Origin of the sequence: Aeribacillus sp. FSL K6-2833 (assembly GCF_037965815.1) — a bacterium.
GTDB lineage: Bacteria > Bacillota > Bacilli > Bacillales > Aeribacillaceae > Aeribacillus > Aeribacillus composti.
Genome location: NZ_CP150189.1, coordinates 2,882,618 through 2,907,429, shown reverse-complemented (window position 1 = coordinate 2,907,429; position 24,812 = coordinate 2,882,618). Strand labels below are relative to the sequence as shown.

Below are 24,812 nucleotides of genomic sequence, written 5' to 3'. Positions count from 1 at the left end.
AGAAAAGGGGTTATTCCAGGTTGGGGACTCACGATGGGCTTTACGCTAACTTATCTTAGTTTAATAGTGTTGATCCCCTTGTCCGTTATCTTTTTAAAAGCCTCAACACTCAGCTGGGAGCAATTTTGGCAAATCGTCACAACTGACAGGGTGGCAGCCTCGCTTCGTTTATCTTTTGTTTCTTCATTTATTGCCGCTGCCATCAATTTAGTTTTTGGTCTTTTGCTTACTTGGGTGTTAGTGAAATATGATTTTCCAGGGAAAAGAATTATCGACGGATTAATCGATTTGCCGTTTGCTCTCCCAACTGCAGTAGCGGGAATTTCTTTAACAGCTGTTTATGCCCCGACAGGCGTTATTGGACAGTATTTGGACCGCTTCGGTATTGAGGCTGTTTATACCCCGCTCGGTGTCGTAATTGCTTTAACGTTTATCGGATTGCCGTTTGTTGTGCGGTCTATCCAGCCCATTTTGCATGATTTAGATCAGCAGTACGAAGAAGCGGCAGCTGTTTTAGGTGCAAACCGTTGGCAAACGTTTTGGAAAGTGATTTTGCCATCACTAGTTCCTGCGATGTTCACCGGGTTTTCGCTCGCATTTGCGCGGGCGTTAGGCGAATACGGATCAGTCGTTTTCATTTCCGGCAACATGCCAATGAAAACGGAGATCGCCCCTCTTTTGATCGTCACCAAATTGGAACAGTACGATTATGAGGGGGCAACAGCGATTGCCGCTATTGTATTGATTATCTCTTTTTTCCTGCTTTTTCTTATAAATTATTTGCAATGGAGAACGAGTCGAAAATATTTTATTCATTAAGTCACTAAGGAGATGTTATGCCTCAAATGGGTACTAAAACGAAGAAACAGCCTCTTGTCGGTGTTCATACAGAATCTGCGTGGATTCGTTTTATATTGACGGGAACGGCTCTATTATTTGTTGGTTTTTTTCTCATTATCCCGCTAATTACTGTTTTTACAGAAGCTTTGAAAAACGGTTTAGACGTTTATTTTGCTTCGGTTACAGAACCGGATGCTCAATCAGCGATCCGTCTTACACTTTTGACCGCAGCAATAGTAGTGCCATTAAATTTTATTTTTGGTATTGCTGCTGCATGGTGTATCACAAAGTTTCAGTTTCCCGGGAAAACCTGGCTCATCACGCTTATTGATTTGCCGTTTTCTGTATCGCCCGTTATCGCTGGTTTAAGCTTTGTTTTATTGTTTGGTGCACAAGGTTTGTTAGCGCCGGTTTTAGATTCGCTCGGATTGAAAATAATCTTTGCTGTCCCAGGCATAATTTTGGCTACTTTATTTGTAACTTTTCCGTTTGTAGCCCGCGAGTTAATACCGGTCATGCAGGCAAAGGGGAGTGAACAGGAAGAAGCCGCTTTATCTTTAGGAGCCAGCGGATGGAAAACATTTTTATTCGTGACGCTTCCAAACGTCAAATGGGGAATTTTATACGGCGTCATCCTGTGCAATGCGAGAGCAATGGGTGAATTTGGAGCCGTTTCTGTTGTGTCAGGGCATATACGAGGAATGACAAATACGATCCCGCTCCATGTAGAAATTTTATATAATGAGTACCAATTTACTGCTGCATTCGCAGTCGCTTCCCTTTTAGCTATGTTGGCGATCGTTACATTAATTGTTAAAGGGGTGCTTGAATGGAAGGGTGTAGTTGATGGAAAAGGGTAAGGAGTGTGCATCATGGATATCAATGTGAAGCAAATTTCTAAAAATTATGGCTCATTTCAAGCATTAAAAGAAGTAAATTTAACAATACCGTCAGGGAAGATTACCGCTTTGTTAGGTCCATCCGGTTCAGGGAAAACTACGTTGCTGCGGATGATTGCCGGATTGGAAATGCCTGATAGCGGAGGCATCTATTTTGGCGACCATGATTATACGACAAAAACGGTCCGTGAAAGAAATGTCGGTTTTGTTTTTCAACATTACGCTTTATTTCATCATATGAACGTTTTTGAGAATATTGCATTCGGACTTAAAGTGCGTCCGCGAAAAGACAGACCGTCTAAACAAGACGTCCAACGAAAAGTAAATGAATTGCTTCATTTAGTCCAATTAAATGGTCTTGATCGCCGTTACCCGGCTCAATTATCAGGCGGACAGAGGCAGAGAGTTGCATTAGCTAGAGCGTTAGCAGTGGAGCCGAACGTGCTTCTGCTTGATGAGCCGTTTGGAGCTCTTGATGCAAAAGTGCGTCAAGAATTGCGGAGATGGTTGCGGCAGTTGCATGAGCAATTACATGTAACAACTGTTTTTGTCACGCATGACCAAGAAGAGGCCTTAGAGGTTGCTGATCAAGTGGTAATCTTAAATAATGGACAAATTGAGCAAGTCGGAACACCGGATGAAGTATATCAACATCCAAAAACGAAATTCGTGTATCAGTTTCTAGGGCGTGTTAACGTTTTTCATGCTGAAGTGAACGATGGTCGCCTACATATCGGAGAAGCATTATTTGCTGCACCTGATGAAAACATTCAAACGAAAAAAATGATCGGGTATATTCGTCCTCATGAAGTGCGAATAACTCGACATAATGATCATCAAAAATCAATTCAAGTAAAGGTTCGCCGCATCCAATCTTATGGTCCGATTGTCCGTTTGGAATTGGAAAGATTGAAAACGAATGATCTGATCGAAGTGGACTTGAGTGTTGAACAGGCGAATCAACTGAACGTGAAAAATGATGAGATTCTTTATGCTGACTTGGAAAAAATAAAGTTTTTTTCAGATTCTCCATCCGTAGAATGAATAAATAATGTCGCCAAGATCATTATCACTCGAAAAGCCTGCATTTCAAAAAGAATGTAAATAAATTTGACTAATAGTTTTTATAAGGACAAAGGGGGTAGCAAAATGAGGAGAAAAAATCAAAAATCTTTGCTTGCCTTGCTTTTAATCATGATTGTTAGTTTATTTGCTGTTATATCCGGCTGCTCAGGAGAAGAAAAGAATGTGAAAAGCGCCGGTGAATCTCAAGAAACAAAAGATAAAGAGGAAAAGGTAGTTAGAATCGGATATCAAAAATACGGGACATTAAACATCTTAAAGAAACAAGGAACGCTGGATAAAGCGTTAAAAAGTCACGGATATTCTGTCGAATGGATTCAATTTCCGGCAGGTCCGCAGCTTTTGGAAGGATTAAATGTCGGCAGCATTGATATCGGGCATACTGGCGAAGCGCCGCCGATCTTTGCACAAGCGGCAGGCACTGATTTAGTTTATATTGGTCATGAGCCAGAAAGCCCTCTTTCAGAAGCTATTCTTGTTCCAAAAGATTCACCCATCCGCACTGTTCAGGATTTAAAAGGTAAAAAGGTTGCGCTCAACAAAGGCTCAAACGTCCATTACTTGCTCGTAAAAGCTTTGGAAAAAGCGGGGCTGACCATAAATGATATTGAACCTAAATATCTCGTACCGGGAGATGCAAGAGCAGCCTTTGAACAAGGAAGTGTGGATGCATGGGTCATTTGGGATCCTTTCTTTGCTGTTGCTGAAACGGAGACAGGCGCCAGAGTTTTGGCAGACGGAAAGGATTTAGTGAAAAATAGAGAGTTTTATTTAGCGAGCAGAAAGTTTGCCGAAAATCATAAAGAGGTTATCGATCTGTTATTGGAAGAAATCAATAAAACAGATCAATGGGCTAAAAGTGCTCCAAAAGAAGTTGCAGAACTATTGTCACCTGAATTGGGAATTGATGTTGCTTCGCTTGAAAAAGCAGCTAAAAGAAGAACATATGGTGTTCAGAAAATAAGCGAACAAGTTCTAAATGATCAGCAGGTAATAGCAGATACTTTTCATCAATTAAAATTAATTCCTGAAAAAATCAATGTAAAAGAAGCAGCTTTGGAGGAAACAAACAACTAAATGAAAACAATAGCGAACCGACCAGACAACTGGAGGCTCCTACTTAGCAGAAGCATGCTAAGAAAGGGGCCTTTTTGCGCATTTAAAACCTTGAATGACAGATGAAAATCTAAAAACGAAATGGGTGGAGTGAAAAATGAACATTTTTTGGTTTATTCCAACACATGGTGACGGGCATTATTTAGGTACTACCATTGGAGGACGTACAACCGATTTGTCTTATTTCAAACAAATTGCCCAAGCAGCGGATCGCCTTGGTTACAGCGGGGTGCTGATTCCAACTGGAAGATCTTGCGAAGATGCTTGGATTATTGCCTCTGCCTTAATTCCCGTTACGGAAAACTTACGGTTTCTTGTGGCAGTTCGGCCGGGGTTGATGGCTCCTTCCGCTGCTGCAAGGATGGCCTCGACATTTGACAGAATTTCAAATGGACGATTGCTAGTAAACGTTGTAACCGGTGGTGATCCGGTGGAGCTGAAGGGTGATGGAATTTTTTATTCACATGATGAAAGATATGAAGTGACTGACGAATTTTTGACAATTTGGCGAAAGCTGCTTGCAAATGAAAAAGTCGATTTCACAGGTCGTTACTTGCAGGTGGAAGGAGGAAACCTTTTGTTCCCGCCAGTGCAAAAACCATATCCGCCTGTCTTTTTCGGCGGTTCATCATTGGCTGGCCAGCAAGTAGCGGCAAAGCATGCAGATGTATATTTAACATGGGGAGAGCCGCCGAAACAGGTTGCTGAAAAACTGAATCAGGTGAAAAAACTGGCAGAGGAACAAGGAAGAACAGTGCGCTTCGGCATTCGCTTGCATATCATCGTCCGTGAAACGGATGAAGAAGCATGGCAAGCAGCCGAACGGTTAATCAAATATGTGGATGATGAAACGGTCGCTCAGGCACAAAAGGTTTTTGACCGTTTTGATTCAGTAGGGCAGCGCAGGATGTCAGATCTTGTGAAAAGAGACCGCAAGTCGCTTGAAATCAGCCCGAATTTATGGTCAGGAATCGGTCTTGTGCGCGGCGGAGCAGGTACGGCGCTAGTCGGCAGTCCGGAAACAATTGCAGAAAGGATGAAGGAATATGCTGATCTCGGCATCGAGACATTTATTTTATCCGGCTATCCTCATTTAGAGGAAGCATATAGAACAGCTGAACTGTTGTTTCCTCACTTGCCGATAAGCCATGTTCAAAGAAACAGTGAACCACAACCGTTTGGACCATTTGGAGAAATTATTGCCAACAACAGTTTACCAGCAGAAATGGAGAGAATCAGAAAATGAAAAAGTCGTTGTTTTCCGATCAAGTAAAAAAACAATTAATCCCATGGCTTTTGCCTATATTGATTTTAATCATTTGGCAATTGTTATCCTCTAAAGGGATTCTTTCAACAAAAATTCTTCCAGTGCCGTCAGACGTTGTGATGGCAGGAGTGGAGCTCATTCGTTCTGGTGAATTGTTTCAGCATTTGCTGATCAGCTTTAAACGAGCCATAATCGGTTTTTTGATTGGAGGAAGCATTGGCTTGTTTCTCGGCCTTATTAACGGGCTGTTTCCGATCGCAGATAGAATTTTCGATACAACGATTCAAATGGTGCGGAATATTCCTCACCTGGCCATGATTCCTCTTGTCATCCTTTGGTTTGGAATTGGGGAGGAAGCCAAAGTATTTTTAGTAGCAGCTGGAGTGTTGTTCCCGATTTATGTGAATACACTTCATGGCATTCGGTCAGTAGATCAAGGGTTGATTGAAATGGGACGGGTATATGGACTTCGTTCCTGGCTTCTCTTTTGGCAAGTGGTGTTGCCCGGCGCCCTCCCGTCTATTTTAGTCGGAGTTCGATATGCACTGGGGATCATGTGGCTGACGTTAATTGTTGCTGAAACAATTTCCGCAGATTCTGGTATCGGATATATGGCCATGAATGCGAGAGAATTTATGCAAACAGATGTAGTGCTGCTCAGCATTCTTCTATATGCATTATTTGGAAAAATCGCGGATTCAATGGCAAAATGGCTTGAAAGAAAATGCTTAAATTGGAATCCAAATTATCAAAACTTGTAGAGAATGGGGGGATAAATGTGGAATCTCCAACTTTTGGAACTTATCTGCAAATCAATGGTGTAGAGAAACACTTCGGAAATCAGCACGTTCTGCGCGGAATTGATCTTGAGGTGCAGCCTGGCGAGTTTGTAGCGATCATCGGCCGAAGCGGCTGCGGAAAAAGCACGCTGCTTCGTTTAATTGCCGGATTAGATGAGCCGACAGCTGGTGAGATCAAGGCTAACAGTGAATTGATGAAGGGATTAAATCCGGAGGTTCGCATTATGTTCCAAGATGCCAGACTTTTGCCTTGGAAACGCGTAATTCAAAATGTAGCGATTGGCATGAAAAAAGAAGATTTACCTAAAGCGGAGTTAGCTCTAAAGCAGGTTGGACTGATCGACAGGGCAAAAGAATGGCCTCACGTTTTATCAGGAGGACAAAAACAACGGGTGGCACTTGCAAGAGCATTAGCCAGCAAGCCAAGGCTGTTGTTATTGGATGAACCATTAGGTGCGTTAGATGCTTTAACACGCATTGAAATGCAGCGTTTGATCGAACGATTATGGAAGGAGCAAGGATTTACAGCTTTGCTGATTACACATGATGTGGAAGAAGCGGTAGCAATGGCGGATCGAGTGGTGTTGATAGAGGATGGAAAAATTGCGATGGATACACCGATTAAATTTCCTCGTCCTAGGCAGCGCGGTAATGCCGCATTTGCAGCCCTCGTCGAAAAGATTTTGCGCCGCGTAATGGGTGAGGAAGAAAACACACCAGCTGTCTATGCAAGGCAATCAACGTAATAAGCTTAATAAATATATTATTAAAGGGGGATTTACTAATGAAAATTATCAGAAAAAGTATGTTTTTAAGTTTAATTTTCCTTTTAGTGCTTTGGATTTCAGGCTGCGGCAGCAAGGAGGAGGCAAATGAGACTTCCAATGCGGAAAAATCAAATGCCAAAGCGGAAGAGGAGACATTACCAGACGAACTTAGAATTGGCTATCAAAAATCATCTATTTTGCTTTTCTTAAAGGAAAAAGGCAGCTTAGAAAAAATTTTGGCTGAAAAAGGAGTTAAAGTCACATGGCATGAATTTCAATCAGGACCGCCATTATTAGAGGCGTTGAATGCAGGAAAAATTGATGTAGGATATGTAGGCGGAGCACCTGCTGTACTTGCAGGAGCCGTTTCAGATTCTGAATTAGCCTATCTTGCCTATGAACCGGAAGTATATCGGGCGATTGTTGTTCCAAAAGATTCACCTATTCAAAAGATAGAAGATTTAAAAGGGAAGAAGGTTGCTTTTGGTAAAGGATCAAGCGCACATTATTTGCTCCTTACTGCTTTAGAGAGTGTAGGGCTGACTTTGAATGATATTACTCCTGTCTATTTACAGCCTTCAGATGCTAGAGGAGCTTTTGAACGCGGCAATGTGGATGCATGGGTGATTTGGGATCCATATCTTGCGGACGCAGAAGAAAGTGGAGGTGCTAGAATCATTGCCGATGCAAAAGGTCTCCCGCGTCAATATGGATTTATTGTAGGAAGACGCGATTATTTTCAAGAAAATCGTGAACTTCGAAATTTAGTGATCAGTGAACTAGAGAAGGTTCACAAAGAGATTCAAGCAGACAAACAAGGGGCTGCCGAAAACTTTTCACAGAAAACTGGCATTTCGAAAGATGTATGGAAGCAAACTTTGGAAAGAAGAGAATATGGAGTATTTGACATCACACCTGAAGTGGTGGATGCCCAACAGAAGCTTGCAGATACTTTTTTAGAGGCAGGATTGATAAACGAGAAAATAAATGTGCAAGATGCTGTTCTTTCAGATTAACGAAGCAAGAAAGTGGTCATTTCATGCTTTATAAGTTATAATGACCCTGAAACGGAATGTTCAAAAGAAAGATCCATGCGATAACGATTGACAAGCGCAAATAGTTGTCCTTTTACAAATGGAGGTGTTTATCCCTCCATTTGTTTTTGTGGAGAACAGCTGTCCTTATCTTCACGGAAGCGGTAATGGCCGGTTTGCAAGCGGGCTGTCTGTGAACCTTGAGGCCGTTTTTCTTTTCAAAATTTTTTTCATTGAATGAGATAATCTTTTCGCTGCGGGAAAGGATGTAATGAATGGAAATTACCCGTAAAAATCCAAACTCGTTTTTAACGAAAACAAACGGCTATTTGCAAGGGTATTCGTACAGTTTAAATCCGTATGTCGGCTGTTCATACGGCTGCCATTATTGTTATGTACAAAAGCTTCCAGTCGCATTGTTTAAGAAAAAAGAGTGGGGAACATGGGTTGAAATAAAGGATGAAAAGCCAAACCAATTTTTAGGCGAATTGAAGCGGGCCAAGAAGAAAGGGAAAGTGACGATTTTCATGTCATCCTCAACAGACCCTTACCAGCCGCTGGAAGCGAAGGAATTACGAACAAGAAGGCTCCTTGAAGTGATAGCAGAAATGCCTCCGGACTTTTTATTTGTCCAGACGAGAAGCCCGCTTGTCACTAGAGATATTGATATCTTTCAAAAATTGGGGGATCGGGTGCTTGTCAGCATTACCATTGAAACGGACAGAGATGATGTGCGCAAAATTTTTTCTCCAAAGGCGCCGCCGATTCAAGCTAGGATCAATGCGCTTAAAAAACTAAATGAAGAGAACATTCCGTCACAGGCGGCAGTTTCTCCTGTACTGCCTTTTTCTCCGAATTTTACGAATCTATTACGGAATGCGACGAAACGAGTCTGTTTAGATGATTTCTTTTTAGGAGATGGAAGCGGCGGAAGACGATCGCAGGCGCTCGGTTTGTCAAAGCTTTTTTCGCAAATTGGAGAAGAAGAATGGTTTTCGCCTGAAAACATCGAATATGTGAAAGACTTACTTTTACATGTTTTTGCGAAAGATCAGCTGTTCATTTCTAGGCAAGGCTTCATTCCGCCCGATGGGAGTCATGAAGAATGATCGATTCTCATATTCATTTGGATCAATACGATCCAAAAACTATTGATGAGCAAATCAAAAAGTGGCAGGAAGCGGGCATTACTCATGTTGTGGCCGTTTCAACCGATTTAACATCCGCCTATAAAACGCTTGAATTGAAGCAGAAACATGAAGATTTTATTATAGCAGCTGCCGGCTTTCACCCTGAACAGGAGATTCTTGATGAACGGGAGCTTGAAGAGCTTCTATCACTGATTCGAACAGAGAGGGCGATTTCAGCTGTCGGGGAAATTGGTTTGCCGTATTATGAAAAAGAGCGATTATTTGCAAAGTATTCGGAACAAACTTATATAGATGTCTTGAAGGAATTTTTGAAAATCAGCGTTGAACATTCACTGCCAGTTGCCTTGCATGCAGTTCATGAAGATGCGGAAAAAGTTTTACAACTTTTGCAAAAACATCAAGTGAAAAAAGCGCATTTTCATTGGCTTAAAGCGGCATCATCTGTAGTGAAGGAAATTTGTAAACAACACTATTATATTTCTGTGACTCCGGAAGTTTGCTACCGCCTGCGCGATCAGCAGCTTGCTGAACAAGTTCCGATGGATCAGCTGCTTATTGAGACGGACGGCCCTTGGCGGTATGGGGGAGCGTTTAAAAATGTTGACACAACCCCGTTATTTTTAAAGGAAATTTGCTGCAAATTGGCGAATATTAAAAAGAGGCCACGTGAAGATATTGTGCGCACAACTGCAAATAATGCGAAAAAACTTTATCTTAATTGGGGGTAGAACATGAAGCTTGTCACTGCAAATATTCACGACAGAACGTTTATCGGACTAATTTTTAACGAAGATTCGGTTATTGATATTCAAAAAGCGGAACTGAAGCTTTATGAATCGGAAATATCGCCTGCATCGCTGCAAGCGTGCATTGAAATGGGTGAAAAATTTGTCCGCCATATTGAAGCATTACAGGAATGGGTTGCGAAGGAAAAAGAAAGGGAGACATATGTCTATCCGCTGTCAGCTGTTAAACTCCAAGCACCGATTCCACGACCGAAGAAAAACATTATGTGCGTCGGTAAAAACTACCGTGACCATGTTGCGGAAATGGGAAGCGAAAGTGATATTCCTTCCGATTTGATTCTGTTTTCCAAACCTTCAACTTCCGTTATTGCTCATGAAGGAGAAATTGATCCTCATCTTTATTTAACCGACGAACTTGATTATGAAGGGGAACTTGCAGTTGTCATTGGGAAAAAAGGAAAACAAATTCGCGAAGAAGAAGCCTATGACTACGTTTTTGGATATACGATCATCAATGATGTCACAGCAAGAGATTTGCAAGCTCGCCACAAACAATATTTTTTAGGAAAAAGCTTGGATACATCATGCCCGATGGGACCGTATATTGTACATAAATCGGCTGTTTCGAATCCACAGCATCTGTCTATCGAGACGAAAGTTAATGGCGAAATTCGGCAGCAAGCCAATACAAATCAAATGATTTTCCCGATTAAACGGATCATTTCCATCATTTCTCAAGGCATGACTCTTGAACCGGGAGATATCATTGCAACAGGTACACCTGCGGGAGTCGGAAAAGGCTTCAATCCGCCGAAATTATTAAAGCCTGGCGACACTGTCGAAATTACGGTAGAAGGAATTGGCACGTTGAGAAATAAAGTCAAGGAAATTTAATAGCGAAAGGACGGGCAAGAGTGAGCCCCTTTAATCTTTCGTTTTAGTGCGTCTTTGTCAATTTAGTGAAATCATTTTATTTATCATAGTAATTGCTATGTTTTTGGATGATCATTTGATATGATGAATGTGGACTTGCAAGTATAGATGGGGGAGGGCATTTATGACACATTTGCATATTACATCATGGGTCATTTTGCTGATTTTGTTTTTCATTGCGTTTGCCAAACCTTCAAAAGGTTTGCATATGGCTGTGCGAATCTTTTATTTAATCGTGTTGGCAACTGGACTTGAATTAATTTTCCGCTATAATGTGTTCAGCATGGCCAACTATGTAGGGGAATATGTCGCTAAAATTTTCCTTGCCATCGTTTTGATCGGGCTTATGGAAATGGTTTTGGGCAAAAAGAAGAGAAACGAATCGTCCAAAGGCATTTGGATCGGCTTTTGGATTGTGCTGATTCTCGTCATTTTGCTTGGATTTAGACTGCCTCTTACTTTTTAAAAAATATGTTGATGCAAAAATATAGGAGCGTATTTCGCAGGGGCTGTCTTAGAAAGTCAAATCGCCATTGAAAACAAAAAATCATAAACACCGATATATATCAACGTTTCTAAAACATTAATGGGGGCGTCAATAAGCCGTAAAAACGACTTATTAGACACCCCCTATTATTTTTCTTTCTTGAATTTGACAATAAAACCAGCCTTAAAAAAACATCCAAATCCTATAATTATTAGAATTATATGACCTATATTTCATATCATCAATGGTTAATGAAAATAAAAAAGCTCCAAGCAAAATAAATGGAATAGCTAATAACCACCCCAAATTATGAAACTCCCCTTATCTCGTTTTTTATTAAGGCTTGAATAATAATTCGATATGAGTTCATTGAAACCTTGCTAATCGCCAAAAAGTTGGACGAAATTCCGCGGATTGGAAAAAAGTTTCAATGAAGGCGATGCTTACGTTTACTGCAATGAATTATGGCATTATCGCTTCAATAACTAATAGATATTGCATTTTCTTTTTCATTATTCCTTCGATAAATAATTAAACGACTCTGGATTAGTTAACTCAATTTCGATATTCATTTTCGCCATCGATAATAATTCGTTGACAAATTTAACGATGTCGATCATACGATCAGGCATATCAAATGCTAAATGCTGTTTACTATCTTAAATTCAGAAACATGGTAAGAACAATCCGATTTTAAACCTAATAAATCTTCGATAAAAAAATATTCATATCTAAATATTTTTCATCTATGTCTTGTAATTGAAAAATAACAACTTTAATATGATTAAAATTTGGAATAAAGCTTTCTTCCGTTTCTACTCCTATTCATTCAGGAAAATCTGATAAACGTCTTTCTCTTCTAGTATCTACGATAACTAAGTAACCGAGCGTATCATTGTCCAAACTATTTATTTCAAAAAATTCAAGCTTATTTGTTCGTAATCACCTTTTGTTTCTTAACAAATTCCACTCCACCTTTTATAGAAAGCACGAATCCCATTGAATTAATATGATTATATTTTATGGATTTATATGTCATTTTTTGAAATAAATTCTTGTTTTTTGTATTTTTTTGGTATAAAATTTTTTTAAGATATTTACCTGGGATAAATATCGATCAATACTAAGAAAGAGGAGTATTATGAGAAATTTAGCCAAAAAGTATTTTAGGTTAGGGATGGCTGCGGTTGTGGGGATTGGAATATTTACTTTTTCCAGTTTTACATTTGCCAGAAACGATAATGTAAGTTTTCATTTTACTCTTAAACCTAAATATAAAAATAGCTATTCTGCTGAAAGATATCGAGAAACTTCTAATCCTAAAAATAAATGGAAAGTAAATCTGACATATTCATCTGAAGGAAAAGGAACAATTGCAACTTTTTGGTTAGATAAAAGTGGAACAAGAGTTTCAAATATATATGATGTGAAACAAGGAAGTGGCGCCCACTATTATGCGGCATATAGCACAGCAAACAAATCTTATGTAAGATTAGGTGCTGAAAACAATAACTATAGTACTAATAACTATACAATAGCAGGTTATTGGGATGAGGAAACTGATTGATATAAAAAAAGACCAAAAATGGATTATAATGCCATTTTTGGTCGCTTTTCAATTAATAAAAAATGAAAGAATTGAGTGAGGGACATTGTTTAATAGTCATATTCATCGCATTGTAAGAAATAAGATCAATCTAACGGCTTTTATTATAATTTTATTAATACCGATGTTAGAAATTGTTCAATTATTGATTTATCAAAAAAGCTCTGATGAGATTTTTCATCCTGCTTTCGCTTTCTATTTATCAGGTTCTAGTATAGGACATGCTCCCCAAATCTTGCTGCTATGGTTTTTACCAATATATTTTTTACTGTTGGGAGCCGATGATGCCATTCAAGACTATGAGACGGGTTACCGTAATATTTTAATTAGCAAAATCGGTAAAAAAAGATACTTTTTAGAGAAAATGATTACATCTTTTTCTATATCTTCTATCGCTATGTTTATCACATTATTTGTCAACCTTATACTCGTGTCTATTATTTTTGCTAAAGGAACTTTTTCAAAAGGATTAATGGAAATGGAATTTGAAGGGAATGCACTTTTTAACTTTAGTGTAAAACACCCTTTTATTACAATTATAATCTTTTCAATAGTCGCTTGTATTCTAGCAGGTTTGGCTGGAACATTAGGAGCAAGCACAAGTTTGTTTTTTCTTGATAGAAAATATGCATATGCTTCTGCATTTTTTATTTGGTTTTTATTAGTTTTAAATAGACAATCACTTATGTTCGTTTTTCAACCTTTTACTGAGTATGGTTTTGATGTGATAGTTCCTATTCTTTTATTAGCAATAGGCGTCCTGATCATAATTCCTATAATAGTATTTATTTATGAGGTACGATTCAATGAAAATTAAACGATTTATTATTATTGCGAGTACCATTCTCTTTTTTACGATTGTATGGTTTATGCAAAATTCAAATTGGCACGATCTATCTTTACATCTAACTATGCATAAAGTAATACTTGTCATGAATCAGAGCACAACCGGTTATAGCTCTATACAGGCGTATGCTCTATTTTATACGATACCCTTTATGATCTTTTTCAATCATTTCTTCTTACCTGAAAGCATGATGAATATTATAAGAGGAACTGATAGGGAAAGATTATATCTAAGAAGACTTACTAAAATTTTCGTCGCAGCTTCCATATTTTCTTCCGTCCATACGGGAGTCAATCTGATATTTACAAGCATTTTCTTTGATTATTCGTTATTAAAAGAAGTGAATTTTATACCCATCGGTCTCTTTAATACCTTTGGAATATTTTTGTTTTACACCAGTGTTGGTTTGATGTATGAATTGATCAAAGATATAAGTAATTCCATAGGTGTTTCGTTTTTTCTTACGATTTTCTTAATAGGTAGTTTATTCTTTTTTGAAAAATTAATAATGAACCAGACATGGGGTCCGTTAAAGGATTTGGTGATATATACTAAAATGTTAGAGAAAAAATGGACGGTTGCAGATTTATTAATTACATATTTCAGACAATTGCTCATCGTTGTGTTCTTTTACTTAATTGGCTCCTTTGTGTATAAAAGAAAGGACTTTATTCAATGATCATAAATAAAAAATTTTTCATTTTTGTATTATTAGCCATCCTCATGCAGGAAATTTTGATAAGTGGGTTTGACCTTCTTAACACTAATTTTCCTTTTTTAGATGGTGTTCCTATAACTTCTTCGCAGGCATTAGAGTATAGATATTTACTAAATTGGTATCTCCCGATTATTAGTATGAGTTTTTATTTTTCTGGATATTTTAGCGATTTTACAAGAATCCATGGTATAGCTTTTTTTGTAAGAACCTATTGCAAATCCAAGTGGATAATCAAACAGTATTTGTATATGTTCATCGTTCTTCTGTTTTTTACTATGTTCCAAATAGTTATTTGTACGTTCTTTGAATTAGGTACATCGACGATTTCTATAACGAATTTTATAAAATCTCTCTCTATCTATTTACTAACCTTACAAACATTATTTAGCATTCAACTTTTGTTGGAACTGTATATAAACCCAAAAATTTCCCATCTGATTATGAATATATATATAGTTGCATCTGTTTTAATGTCAAATCAACTATATGGTTCGTCCAAGCTTTTACAATACTTGTTTTTACCGAATTATGGGATGGGTTTTAAGAACGGACTAAGTCAAATACCTGAGTTTCCAGAACATACAATTGATTATTTTACGGGTTTGCCTATTCTGCTTATAATGCAAATCCCTATCATGTTTCTATCTATTTATAAAATCAAAAAGATGGATTTACTATAAAGTGAGGGTGAAAAATGCTTCAAGTTCAGAATGTAAGTAAAAAAATAAAAAACACATATGTGTTAAAAAATGTTTCTTATACTTTTAAACCGGGACAGGTTTACGGACTCTTTGGTAAAAACGGATCCGGTAAAACCATGCTACTTCGTACTTTAGCTGGATTAGTTATTCCTACTGAAGGTGAGGTTATAATTAATAATCAAGTATTACATAAAGATATATCCTTCCCCCAAAGCGTTGGGATCATTATAGAAAATATGGAGTTATTGCCACAGTATGATGCGTACACAAATCTTTTTATTTTATCAAAAATAAAAAAAGTTGCCACAAAACATGATATTGAAGAAGCTATAAAAAGAGTCGGACTAGATCCATTTTCTAAGCTAAAAGTAAAAAAATATTCTTTAGGAATGAAGCAAAGACTTAATATTGCACAGGCGATATTTGAAAAGCCTGATATTCTCCTTTTGGATGAACCTACCAATGCGCTTGATGATAAAGGAGTAGAATTAATCCAAGACCTGCTTTTAGAAGAAAAGAAAAGAGGAGCGATTATAATAATTGCTAGCCATCTTAAAGAGGATATTGAACCCTTATGTGATTTTAGTTTGAAGATGAATGAGGGGAACTTAGTTTATGAATAAATTTAAATTTACTATTTTCATTTTTATAGTAGTGATATGTTCGTTCATTATCGCTTATCCTTATATTACTGATTTCATAAATCGCTATAAAGGTAAGCGTAAAGTAATCCCCACCTGTATTCAGATGGGGATTTCATGTATGCTTTATTTAGATTTTTTAGGAACACGGCATTCCTGCGGAAGCGTCGGTGACCATGGCAGGAATTCAGCTAATTTTGTTTTATCTGTCGTATCTATATTGGGAAGCTCTTGAAACAGATAGCTAAGGTAGTTGAATGGATCCAACTCGTTTTCCTTGGCTGTCTCCACAACACTATAGATGATCGCACTGGACCTTGCTCCTTTTGACGTATTACTGAAGAGCCAGTTTTTGCGACCGATCACAAAAGGTTTAATTGACCGTTCCCCGCGATTATTATCGATCTCCAAACGGCCGTCCTCTAAAAATGCCTCCAACCGCTCCCATTGGTTACGACAATACTTGATCGCTTTGCCAAGTGCGCTTTTTGGCAGTACGCGCGGCATTTGCTCTTTAAGCCATGACAAAAAAGCCTCAAGCACGGGTTTGCTGTGCTCCAGCCGTGCTTGATAGCGCTCCTCTGGACTTGCATCTTTAAGCTTGCGCTCAATTTCAAAAAGTTTATTGCAATAGGCCAGACCTTCCTTTGCTTTGACGGTGGAAGTGCTCGCCGATTCAGGCAGTGCCTGCAGGGCTTCTGTGAATTTGCGGCGGGCATGGGCCCAGCACCCGACCAATTTCACATCGGGGAGGACGTTATAACCCGCATACCCGTCCACATGCAAATATCCCCGGAAGCCGTCCAAAAAACGGCGTGGGTGCTTGCCTGCACGGGTTTGCTGGTAATCGTATAAGACGATTGGTGTATCCCCGCGACCGGTACGATAAAGCCATATGTAGGAAGTCGACATCGCTGGCCGGTCCGGTTCAGACAGGACCTGCAAGGTTGTCTCATCCGCATGCAGACGATCCTTCTGTAGGAGGTGCTCATGCATCTCATCGTAAATGAGGCTAAGCCAAGTTTGAGCCCCATAAATGGTCCAATTGGCCAGCGTTTGCCGAGGTATGGACACGCCAAAGCGTTCCAGTTGTTTCTCCTGGCGATACAGGGGCATACCTTCTACGTATTTTTGTGTCATGGTATAAGCCATTGACGACGGAGACGCTAGGCTTCCAGGGAAAACAGGTTCCGGCATCTTCGCTGTCACAATAGGTGTGTTCAGTTCATGACGCTCACAGTGACGGCAGCTATATACATGACGCACATGTTCGACTACTTTCACTTGGGCAGGAATAACTTTCAATTCCTTGCGTACTTCTGTGCTCATTTCATGCATAGCACCGCCACAGCACGAACAGACCTGTTCCTCATCAGACAAACGGTATTCGATCGTCTCTGTAGGCAGGTTTTCAAGCATGCGTTTGCGTTGGCCGTGTTGTTTCTTGCGTCTATATGTCATCGTCTCAACGGTGGGCTCTTCCATAGCTGGATCAGCCGTGGACTCGGCTTCGTTGAAAAGGGAGAGCTGGTCCGGATGGGTCTTCTCGCTGGAAGCTCCGAATAGGCGTTGCTGGCTGAGGCGGAATTGTTCCTCATACCATTTTAATTTCGCTTCCAACTCTTCCTTTTCCATTTGGAGCTTTTCGTTGAGCGCTTTGTAATATTCAATTGTGCCTTTTGAAGTCTGCGCTGATTTTTCCATATGTCCAGTATACGGAAAAGAATCCAACTTGCCTAGTATCGAATTCTTTTTTTATTTATTTGTTTTATAGAAGGATGCGTGCCTTCACTTCCTGATGCGCTTGCTTTTGTTCGATTGGCAAGCCGTCCAGCAGCCAGCGCAGCTGGCGTGAACTGATAGACATGGGCGCTGTATCATTCTCCGACGGCCAGTGGAACGTCCCTTTTTCCAGACGGCGATAATGAAGCCAGAAGCCGTTATGTTCCCATTGAAGAATCTTTAACTTGTCCCGTTTCCGGTTACAAAACACGAATAAGCACGGAGAAAAGGGATCGAGTTCAAAGCATTCCTGTACAATAGCGGCCAGTCCGTCAATCGATTTGCGAAGATCCGTACTGCCACGCGCCAGATAGACACGTTCAAACGGGGAATTCATCAACATTGGTGTTGCAGCACCCGAATCACATCGGTTAATAGATCCAGATTGGCACCGGGCCGTACTTCAACGGAGATCGCATCAACGTGTAAAAAGATCGGACCTTGACCTGAAGAGGGCAAGGCTTCTTCTACCTGAACAGCCAGCCACTGCGTCTGGACAGGCGTTTCAGTGCAACTGCCACCGCGGGAGAACTGCCTCACCCAATAGTACATTTGGTGGGTTTTGATTCCTTGATCCCGGCACCACTCCGCTATACTCTGTCCACTCTTTTTCCAGGCATCATATCGTGCTTTCCATTCTATTCTTTTTTCTTTTAGGGTCATTGCAAAACCTCCCGAATCATTCTAAGAAGATTATCACACGGATGACCTATGATCGGAATGTGGGTTTTATTTGACGCTTACCTATAAAGAAGTAGAACCAAAGGAAATGACTTTAAAAAGCGGAGAATATATTGTAGGAGAAGATATGAATCAAGGGATTTATGATATAGAAGCAATAAATGGGAAAATTAAATTTATGCAAAAAGAATTATCCGCAAAAGATAAAATATTAGGTGTTGAGTTGACTAATGGAGAACATATTGGGTTAGAAGGAAAAGGAAAAGTGAGACTTTCTCCTGCAAACTTTGAAACAATAAAGATAAGTAAAGCAGGACAATATGAAATTCATCATTCAGGATTTTATAAAATAGGATTACAGTTACCCGAGGGAGAATATATATTAAGTTATGCCGGAAAAACAGAGAAAGAAAAACCATTTGTTCAAATCTTATCATCTAATAGGGAAGTTCTTAATACGTACGATTTCGAAGATAAGAAAAATTATAAAATCGTTCCTAAAAAAGGTGATATATTAGAAATTAATAAATGTTTATTTTTTGAATCTGATAGCATCGTAATTAATTTAAAACCATTATAAATGAAAATCTTAAATTGTAATAGAGACACACCAACTATAAACTCCTTCTACTGTATTTCGTTTGATGCTGGTCTGTTACTGGCAATGAAGCTCGTATACTATTTTTCTCAGCTTTACATGGAGCAGCGGGTAGGAAAGGCTTGTATGCCTGGAAAAACTCTGCAACTTGCCCCTTTTGCCAGAAGCATGCCCGCAGAGGCTTTATGTCAAGCGACAAGATGTATGAAACAAATTATTAAATATTTTTGTTTGTCTTTTCATCCATTTTCAAATGCCAAAAACATCTGCACTCTCCCTATCAATTGCAAAGCTTTCATTACTCCGACTGTCTTAAAAGTACTTTTTAACTAAATCCTTTTTTCCTTGAATTGCAGTTATGAAATAGAGCTGACAAAGCTTCGTTCCCCTGTGCTTACAGTGAATTCAAACAGGTCTTTTTGTTTGTCTCCCCGATGGAAAAAATGCTGAACCGCACAAAGAGAATCCGTATTATCAAATATAAAAACAGAAGCGCCTTTCATCGGTTTGTTTCCATGGTGATACAACAATTGATTGTGGCAGTAAATGATGTCATAAACGGAAAAGGATAAAGCATTTAAATGGTGTACAAACATTATAAAGCTTTCATCATTCAATTCATTTAAAAAAGAATGAAATGCATAGGGGAATGTCTTCTTGATTCGAATTTTTCCGCCTGACCGCAAGTATTCTTCCTTATTATGTCCAACATCAACCCATCGGCCGTTTTTCAAAAGTTCAATGTGCTGATCGTTTAAATCATCAAGAGAAATCTGTTCATCATCTTCATCATCGATCAAAATCGGTTTTGCTTGAAGCATTTCAACGGTTGCGGTCCGAAAACTCCTTTTTTGTTTATGGAGAAGGTCATTTTTTATGTCCGAAAACAATATGAACACCTCAATACTTTTTATTGATTGTTTTAGACAAAATGCTTTCTTTTTATACAAATGGGCAGGTAACATTGAACTTTTTTTGCATACAATAGCTACATCTTTCATGTTATAGATAGTGGGGTGATAAGCATATGTGTGGAATTGCTGGCTGGGTAAATTTTCAACAATCACTTTTCCAAAATACTGAAATAATGGAAGACATGATTGACACGTTAAGCAAAAGAGGGCCTGATGATACAAATATTTGGGGAAAGAAGCACGTATTGTTCGGGCATAAAAGACTTGTTGTCATTGACCCGGAATGCGGTCGACAGCCGATGACAAAACAAAAAGAAGATAATTCCTACACGATTTGTTATAACGGCGAGCTATACAATACGGAAGATATTCGCAAAGAATTATTGAAAAAAGGCTATACGTTTCGCGGCCACTCAGATACGGAAGTTCTTTTAGCTTCATACATGGAGTGGAAAGAAGAATGTGTGCACCATTTAAACGGAATTTATGCTTTTGCCGTTTGGGATTCAGCAGATGAAAAATTATTTATAGCACGCGACCGTCTTGGCGTTAAACCGCTCTTTTTTTATGAAAACAACGGTAATTTTCTGTTCGCTTCTGAAATAAAAGCCCTTTTAGCCAATCCTGAAGTCGATGCTTTGCTCGATCAGGAAGGGCTGCAAGAAATTATGGCGCTGGGGCCGTCGAGATCTCCAGGTTCAGGCGTTTTTAAAGGAATCGAAGAGCTTAGACCCGCCCATGCTCTCGTTTTTAATCGAGATGGCTTAAAAATATGGAGATATTGGAACGTTAAAAGCCATCCGCATGAGGATTCTTTTGAAGAAACGGTCGAAAAAGTGCGTGAATTACTAATAGATGCCGTCACAAGACAGCTTGTCAGCGATGTTCCGCTATGCACGTTTTTATCGGGAGGATTGGATTCGAGCGCCATTACAGCGATTGCCGCCAGGACATTTGAAAAGGAAGGAAAGGGGCATCTTCATACTTATTCAATTGATTACGAAGGGAATTCTGAGTATTTTCAACAAAGCGAGTTTCAGCCGAATGCTGATGCCTACTGGATTCATTTAATGAAGGAATCTTTTCAAACCATTCATCACGAATGTATCATGACACAGGAAGAGCTTGTCTCATATTTGCAGGAAGCAGTTGAAGTCCGTGATCTTCCGGGGATGGCGGACGTCGATTCTTCACTTCTTTGGTTTTGCCGGCAAATTAATAAGGACTTTGTCGTGAGCTTGTCGGGAGAATGTGCGGACGAAATTTTCGGCGGATATCCGTGGTTTTACCGTCCTGAGGAATTGGCAAGAGAAGGGTTTCCGTGGATTCGTTCATTTGATGAGCGGATCAAGCTGCTCCGGAACGATTGGCAAAAAAAGCTGAATATAAAAGAATATGCTTTAAGGCAATATGAAAAAACGATTGAAGAAACACCTGTTTTAGATGGAGAACCTGAAACGGAAAGAAAAAGGCGGGAGCTTTTTTACTTAAATATGATATGGTTTATGACAACATTGCTTGACCGAAAGGATCGCATGAGCATGGGGGCATCGCTTGAAGTGCGCGTTCCGTTTGCAGATCACCGGCTTGTCGAATACGTCTGGAATATTCCGTGGGAATGGAAACGATATGGCGATCGGGAAAAAGGCCTATTACGGAAAAGCTTAGAAGATCTTTTGCCGAAGGAGGTTGTCTACAGGAAAAAAAGCCCGTATCCGAAAACACATCATCCGAAATATACGAAGCTTGTAAAAGAACAGCTTGAAAACGTATTGGCCATGAAAGACTCCATATTGCACGAGCTTTTCGATGGGAATGCATTAAATAAATTAGTAGAGACAGACGGTGCATCTTTTCAACGCCCATGGTACGGACAGCTGATGACGGGACCGCAGCTGTTAGCCTATCTTTGGCAAATTCACATTTGGTTTGAAAAGTACCGGATTAATATCATTTGATGAATTTAGGGAAAATGAGGATGTCTTAGAAAGTCAAATCGCCATTGAAAACAAAAAATCATAAACACCGATATATCAACGTTTCAAACACATTAATGGGGGCGTCAATAAGCCGTAAAAACGACTTATTAGACACCCCCCTTGCTTTTTATAATAAAGAAGGACAAACATGTTCAGCATGTTATAATGTTTTTTATAATGAAATTCAAAAATGATCTGCAAGGGGAGCGGGAGGGGAGAGATATATAAACATTTTGTAGAAACTGAATGATTCATCGGTAGAAAAAAGATTTTTATGAAAATGATGAACGTTTTCAAAAAATTTTCTAATGTCTAGGAATCAAGCAGGGAGAGAAGCTTACAATAAGATCCGAATTTGGCCTGGTACGGTTCATGTTGTAAGATAATAGTTCAAGAAGATCATGAATGAAAAATTAACTGACCTAACTTTTTGAATACGTTGACGAACTGTTTGATCGTGGCGCAATCCAGGCAAAATGATGTAGGTAACGCAATGATTTCAAACATGTAAACTTATTTTTCAGTTAGCATGGAAGGAATAAAGGCTCTTTCAAATGAAACGGGGATAAGCCAGCGAGTGATTCGCGAGGCTTATAAAGAAAAACTCATCGGAAAAGGGGATAAATCCCATCAAACATTACATACATTCGATGAGAAGATTGACAGCAAACCAAAACAGATGCAACACCGCTTGCCGATTTTGTGGAAGAGTTGAAGCGGCGAACTTAGATGAATTGAGCGACAAGCATGGATTTTGCTGACATAAGGAGGATTTTGACGAGTGAAAAAAGGATTGATCTTCATTTTGTGTGTTTCATTGCTTTTTTGTTTTTCAGCGACTGCTAGCGCTGTAAACTTGCAGGATGAGTCAATTTATCACGTAGCAGTTGACCGCTTTTACAATGGAACGACGGCCAATGACGGCGAAAGAAAGGGCGGTCTTGAACATTTTCTTGGGGGTGACTTGCAAGGGGTGATCAAAAAGCTGGATTACATAAAAGGAATGGGCTTTACAATCGTTTCATTATCACCAATATTTCAAAATGAGGCAAACGGCTTTCATGGGAAATGGGTGAAAGACTTTAAAAAAGTGGACGAGCATTTTGGAACAATGCAGGATTTAAAACAGCTGACAAAGGAAGCACATAAACGTGATCTAAAGGTCATGATAGATTTTGTTTTCGAAACAGGACCGAACCACCCTTGGCTGTCTGATCCAGCTAAAAAAGAATGGTTTGTTGAAGGAAGTACGACATTCGATGTTTCCCGCCCCGACGTTCAAGCATTTATAATCGATGTCGCTAAATGGTGGATCAAACAAAGTGATATTGACGGGTATCGGTTGATTGACGCGAATCGAACTGAACCTCAATTTTTAAAAAAAATGGCTGAAGAAGTTAAGTCTGTCAAAAAAGATTTCGTTTTAGTGGCAGATATTGGCGGGGGTGATCCGAATACATATCAAAACAGTGGAATCGATGCCGTGATGAATACCTATTTTGCGAAAAATGCGCAAAAATCATTTTCGAATGTGGATGAACCGCTTTCAGGATTGGACGGGTTTACGCAATCCAATCTGCCTGTCGTTTCGTTTTTAGATGACGAGGATATCGTTCGTTTTACAAGAAAAGCTGTTGAGAATGAAGCGTTTCCAGTGACAAGATTAAAACTTGCCTTGACGTATTTATATACTTTACCGGCTGTTCCTTTTGTTTATTACGGGACGGAGATTGCATTGGATGGCGGAAATGGAGCAGTCAATTATCGGATGATGGATTTTCGCACGAGCACCGAAATAGTCGAGTACATAACAAATTTAGCCGACATTCGCAAAATCCTGCCTTCTCTCCGAACAGGGCAATATCATTTGTTGTATGAAAAGGACGGCATGCTCGTTTATCAATTAAAAAGCGGTGATGAAACATCCATTATTGCCATTAACAACACATCGCAAACAAAAAGCGTAACGATCGGATTTCGATATTTGCCGGATAATCACGAATTGAGAGGGTATTTAAAAGGGGGAAGCATAAAAAGTTCAAAGGACGGATACACGATCACTTTGGAACGGGAAACATCGGAGATTTTTAAACTGGACGAACAAAAAGGCGCGAGCATCCCTTTTATTTCCATTTTGGTCGGAGTCCCAGTTTTGTTTATCCTTTTCTTATATGCCGCATATAAAAAAGGGAAGGGAAAACAGCCGTCGTAAAATGCAAAATAAAAAGCTGATCCCTTAAAGGTGCAAAAAAAGGACAAACTCGTCTTGATTTGCCATTTTTAAGCTGCTTCTATGTACACATAGGCTTTAAACAGGAATTTTTCAACTGAAAGCTTCGGGGCGGAAAGTTCGCCTATCACATCTTCCTTTTCATATTGAGATGTTAGAAAAGAAGCCTAATTCTTCCTTTTTGAACGCAAAAAAGCCCCTTCCTCATATCAAGACGCTGGAAAAGGAGCGGCTCCATTTAAAGTGGGTAAAACAATATTGATCAATAGATAACCGATTAGGAAAGAGGGCTTCTTATCAATAGCTTGTGAATTTGGAACAAGCTTTTGCTCGTTTTTTCGTTGTGACGCTTGTATTTTAATTTTAAAGGATGTAATGTTTTTTCACGTTTATGTTGTAGGCTGGTGCTTTTTCTCATAAGATGAGAGTAATAGAAAAAGGGGAGGAGAAATGTATGAAGCCGCTTCGCTTACGGGGGCATCATTTATTATGTGTGCACGGATTTCGCGGAATGGGATATAGTCCATCGTTTGTAGAGAAGATGTGGGAAGTAGTTACAAAAATTCGTGATGAAGAGCAAGACTTTCCCATTCAAGTCGTCTCTGCACTTGATGATGCGTGCATGGCATGTCCGCACCATGGAGAATCGACGTGCCAAGCGGATCCGAATTCAAATGAGCATGTGATTTCCATGGATCAAAAAGTAATCCGCCATTTAGGTATTGAAGAAAATGGGATTTACTTAAAATCGGAATTATTGGGGCTCACGGCCCAAAAAGTAGTCCCTGACGACTTAGATTACTTATGTGCGAATTGCTCCTGGCTTCCGCACGGTGTATGCAAAGAAGGCATCGCCAATGTCCGTAACGGGAATATTGCGCAAAAGGAAGCTAAGTAGCTTTTTACAGTTTTCGTCACTGCCCAATCTGTCAGTGTAGCTGATTGCGGCTTTTCAAAATTATTGGTGCATATTGGCGCAATCTTGTTGAAAT

Annotated in this window: 23 protein-coding genes; 19 read left to right on the top strand and 4 right to left on the bottom strand. The window is 39.4% G+C overall.

Translation table 11 applies throughout. The annotated features are described in order from the left end of the window. Window positions 1-33: 33 nt before the first annotated feature. The 15 genes from cysT (at window position 34) to NSQ94_RS13945 (ending at window position 15,618) form a co-directional block, all read left to right on the top strand. Window positions 34-819: a sulfate ABC transporter permease subunit CysT gene (cysT, locus tag NSQ94_RS14015; protein ID WP_235600405.1), complete on the top strand. Its 786-nt coding sequence runs from the start codon at window positions 34-36 to the stop codon at window positions 817-819. A 26-nt stretch (window positions 820-845) separates the two neighbouring features. Then, complete coding sequence (cysW, locus tag NSQ94_RS14010; protein ID WP_339229460.1) at window positions 846-1,700, top strand: sulfate ABC transporter permease subunit CysW; 855 nt, start codon at window positions 846-848, stop codon at window positions 1,698-1,700. A 12-nt stretch (window positions 1,701-1,712) separates the two neighbouring features. After that, complete coding sequence (locus NSQ94_RS14005; protein WP_339229458.1) at window positions 1,713-2,783, top strand: sulfate ABC transporter ATP-binding protein; 1,071 nt, start codon at window positions 1,713-1,715, stop codon at window positions 2,781-2,783. A gap of 105 nt (window positions 2,784-2,888) precedes the next feature. Then, entirely contained in the window at window positions 2,889-3,899 is a 1,011-nt protein-coding gene (locus tag NSQ94_RS14000) for a sulfonate ABC transporter substrate-binding protein (protein ID WP_130158334.1), read from the top strand. A 136-nt stretch (window positions 3,900-4,035) separates the two neighbouring features. Then, window positions 4,036-5,184: an FMNH2-dependent alkanesulfonate monooxygenase gene (gene ssuD, locus NSQ94_RS13995; RefSeq protein WP_339229455.1), complete on the top strand. Its 1,149-nt coding sequence runs from the start codon at window positions 4,036-4,038 to the stop codon at window positions 5,182-5,184. Further along, window positions 5,181-5,966: an aliphatic sulfonate ABC transporter permease SsuC gene (ssuC, locus tag NSQ94_RS13990; RefSeq protein ID WP_066250605.1), complete on the top strand. Its 786-nt coding sequence runs from the start codon at window positions 5,181-5,183 to the stop codon at window positions 5,964-5,966. The genes ssuD and ssuC overlap by 4 nt, the downstream gene beginning before the upstream one ends. A 17-nt stretch (window positions 5,967-5,983) precedes the next feature. Next, window positions 5,984-6,751 carry an ATP-binding cassette domain-containing protein gene (locus NSQ94_RS13985; protein WP_242009262.1) on the top strand — a complete coding sequence of 256 codons (768 nt, stop codon included), beginning with the start codon at window positions 5,984-5,986 and terminating at the stop codon, window positions 6,749-6,751. A 38-nt stretch (window positions 6,752-6,789) separates the two neighbouring features. Beyond that, complete coding sequence (locus NSQ94_RS13980) at window positions 6,790-7,788, top strand: aliphatic sulfonate ABC transporter substrate-binding protein (protein ID WP_186439323.1); 999 nt, start codon at window positions 6,790-6,792, stop codon at window positions 7,786-7,788. Between the two features lie 293 nt (window positions 7,789-8,081). Beyond that, window positions 8,082-8,915 (top strand): radical SAM protein, encoded by an 834-nt coding sequence (locus NSQ94_RS13975; protein ID WP_144596656.1) that lies wholly within the window; start codon window positions 8,082-8,084, stop codon window positions 8,913-8,915. Next, window positions 8,912-9,685: a TatD family hydrolase gene (locus NSQ94_RS13970; protein ID WP_339229453.1), complete on the top strand. Its 774-nt coding sequence runs from the start codon at window positions 8,912-8,914 to the stop codon at window positions 9,683-9,685. Before NSQ94_RS13975 ends, NSQ94_RS13970 begins: the two co-directional genes overlap by 4 nt. A gap of 3 nt (window positions 9,686-9,688) precedes the next feature. Then, window positions 9,689-10,597, top strand: a complete 909-nt coding sequence (locus NSQ94_RS13965) for a fumarylacetoacetate hydrolase family protein (protein WP_063386644.1) — start codon at window positions 9,689-9,691, stop codon at window positions 10,595-10,597. Window positions 10,598-10,760: 163 nt separating this feature from the next. Beyond that, window positions 10,761-11,102 carry a YisL family protein gene (locus tag NSQ94_RS13960; protein ID WP_063386645.1) on the top strand — a complete coding sequence of 114 codons (342 nt, stop codon included), beginning with the start codon at window positions 10,761-10,763 and terminating at the stop codon, window positions 11,100-11,102. A 1,162-nt stretch (window positions 11,103-12,264) separates the two neighbouring features. Further along, window positions 12,265-12,690, top strand: coding sequence for a DUF2712 domain-containing protein (locus NSQ94_RS13955; RefSeq protein WP_339229451.1), 426 nt, complete (start codon window positions 12,265-12,267; stop codon window positions 12,688-12,690). A 163-nt stretch (window positions 12,691-12,853) separates the two neighbouring features. After that, complete coding sequence (locus NSQ94_RS13950; RefSeq protein WP_165381981.1) at window positions 12,854-13,546, top strand: DUF2705 family protein; 693 nt, start codon at window positions 12,854-12,856, stop codon at window positions 13,544-13,546. A 1,442-nt stretch (window positions 13,547-14,988) separates the two neighbouring features. Continuing rightward, complete coding sequence (locus NSQ94_RS13945; protein ID WP_339229449.1) at window positions 14,989-15,618, top strand: ABC transporter ATP-binding protein; 630 nt, start codon at window positions 14,989-14,991, stop codon at window positions 15,616-15,618. Window positions 15,619-15,762: 144 nt separating this feature from the next. On the opposite strand, the gene NSQ94_RS13940 is transcribed toward NSQ94_RS13945, so the two are convergent. The 3 genes from NSQ94_RS13940 to NSQ94_RS13930 all read right to left on the bottom strand — a co-directional run bounded on the left by NSQ94_RS13940 (window position 15,763) and on the right by NSQ94_RS13930 (window position 18,081). Continuing rightward, complete coding sequence (locus tag NSQ94_RS13940; RefSeq protein ID WP_261308811.1) at window positions 15,763-17,271, bottom strand: IS66 family transposase; 1,509 nt, start codon at window positions 17,269-17,271, stop codon at window positions 15,763-15,765. Window positions 17,272-17,404: 133 nt separating this feature from the next. Further along, window positions 17,405-17,755 (bottom strand): IS66 family insertion sequence element accessory protein TnpB, encoded by a 351-nt coding sequence (gene tnpB, locus NSQ94_RS13935; RefSeq protein ID WP_339230705.1) that lies wholly within the window; start codon window positions 17,753-17,755, stop codon window positions 17,405-17,407. Then, window positions 17,755-18,081 (bottom strand): transposase, encoded by a 327-nt coding sequence (locus tag NSQ94_RS13930; RefSeq protein WP_066252076.1) that lies wholly within the window; start codon window positions 18,079-18,081, stop codon window positions 17,755-17,757. The genes tnpB and NSQ94_RS13930 overlap by 1 nt, the downstream gene beginning before the upstream one ends. A 70-nt stretch (window positions 18,082-18,151) precedes the next feature. Between NSQ94_RS13930 and NSQ94_RS13925 the strand changes: the two genes are divergently transcribed. Continuing rightward, a complete protein-coding gene (locus tag NSQ94_RS13925) occupies window positions 18,152-18,679 on the top strand; it encodes a hypothetical protein (protein ID WP_339229447.1) in 528 nt (175 codons plus the stop codon). A gap of 374 nt (window positions 18,680-19,053) precedes the next feature. Here the strand turns inward: NSQ94_RS13925 and NSQ94_RS13920 are convergent, their stop codons facing one another. Further along, window positions 19,054-19,587 (bottom strand): DUF2777 family protein, encoded by a 534-nt coding sequence (locus tag NSQ94_RS13920; RefSeq protein ID WP_339194677.1) that lies wholly within the window; start codon window positions 19,585-19,587, stop codon window positions 19,054-19,056. A 137-nt stretch (window positions 19,588-19,724) separates the two neighbouring features. Here NSQ94_RS13920 and asnB point away from each other — a divergent pair, with 137 nt between their 5' ends. The 3 genes from asnB (at window position 19,725) to NSQ94_RS13905 (ending at window position 24,718) form a co-directional block, all read left to right on the top strand. Further along, entirely contained in the window at window positions 19,725-21,569 is a 1,845-nt protein-coding gene (gene asnB, locus NSQ94_RS13915) for an asparagine synthase (glutamine-hydrolyzing) (RefSeq protein WP_339229445.1), read from the top strand. A gap of 802 nt (window positions 21,570-22,371) precedes the next feature. Then, entirely contained in the window at window positions 22,372-23,802 is a 1,431-nt protein-coding gene (locus NSQ94_RS13910; protein ID WP_311067026.1) for an alpha-amylase family glycosyl hydrolase, read from the top strand. Window positions 23,803-24,274: 472 nt separating this feature from the next. After that, window positions 24,275-24,718 carry a DUF1284 domain-containing protein gene (locus tag NSQ94_RS13905; protein WP_130158619.1) on the top strand — a complete coding sequence of 148 codons (444 nt, stop codon included), beginning with the start codon at window positions 24,275-24,277 and terminating at the stop codon, window positions 24,716-24,718. Window positions 24,719-24,812: the final 94 nt, after the last annotated feature.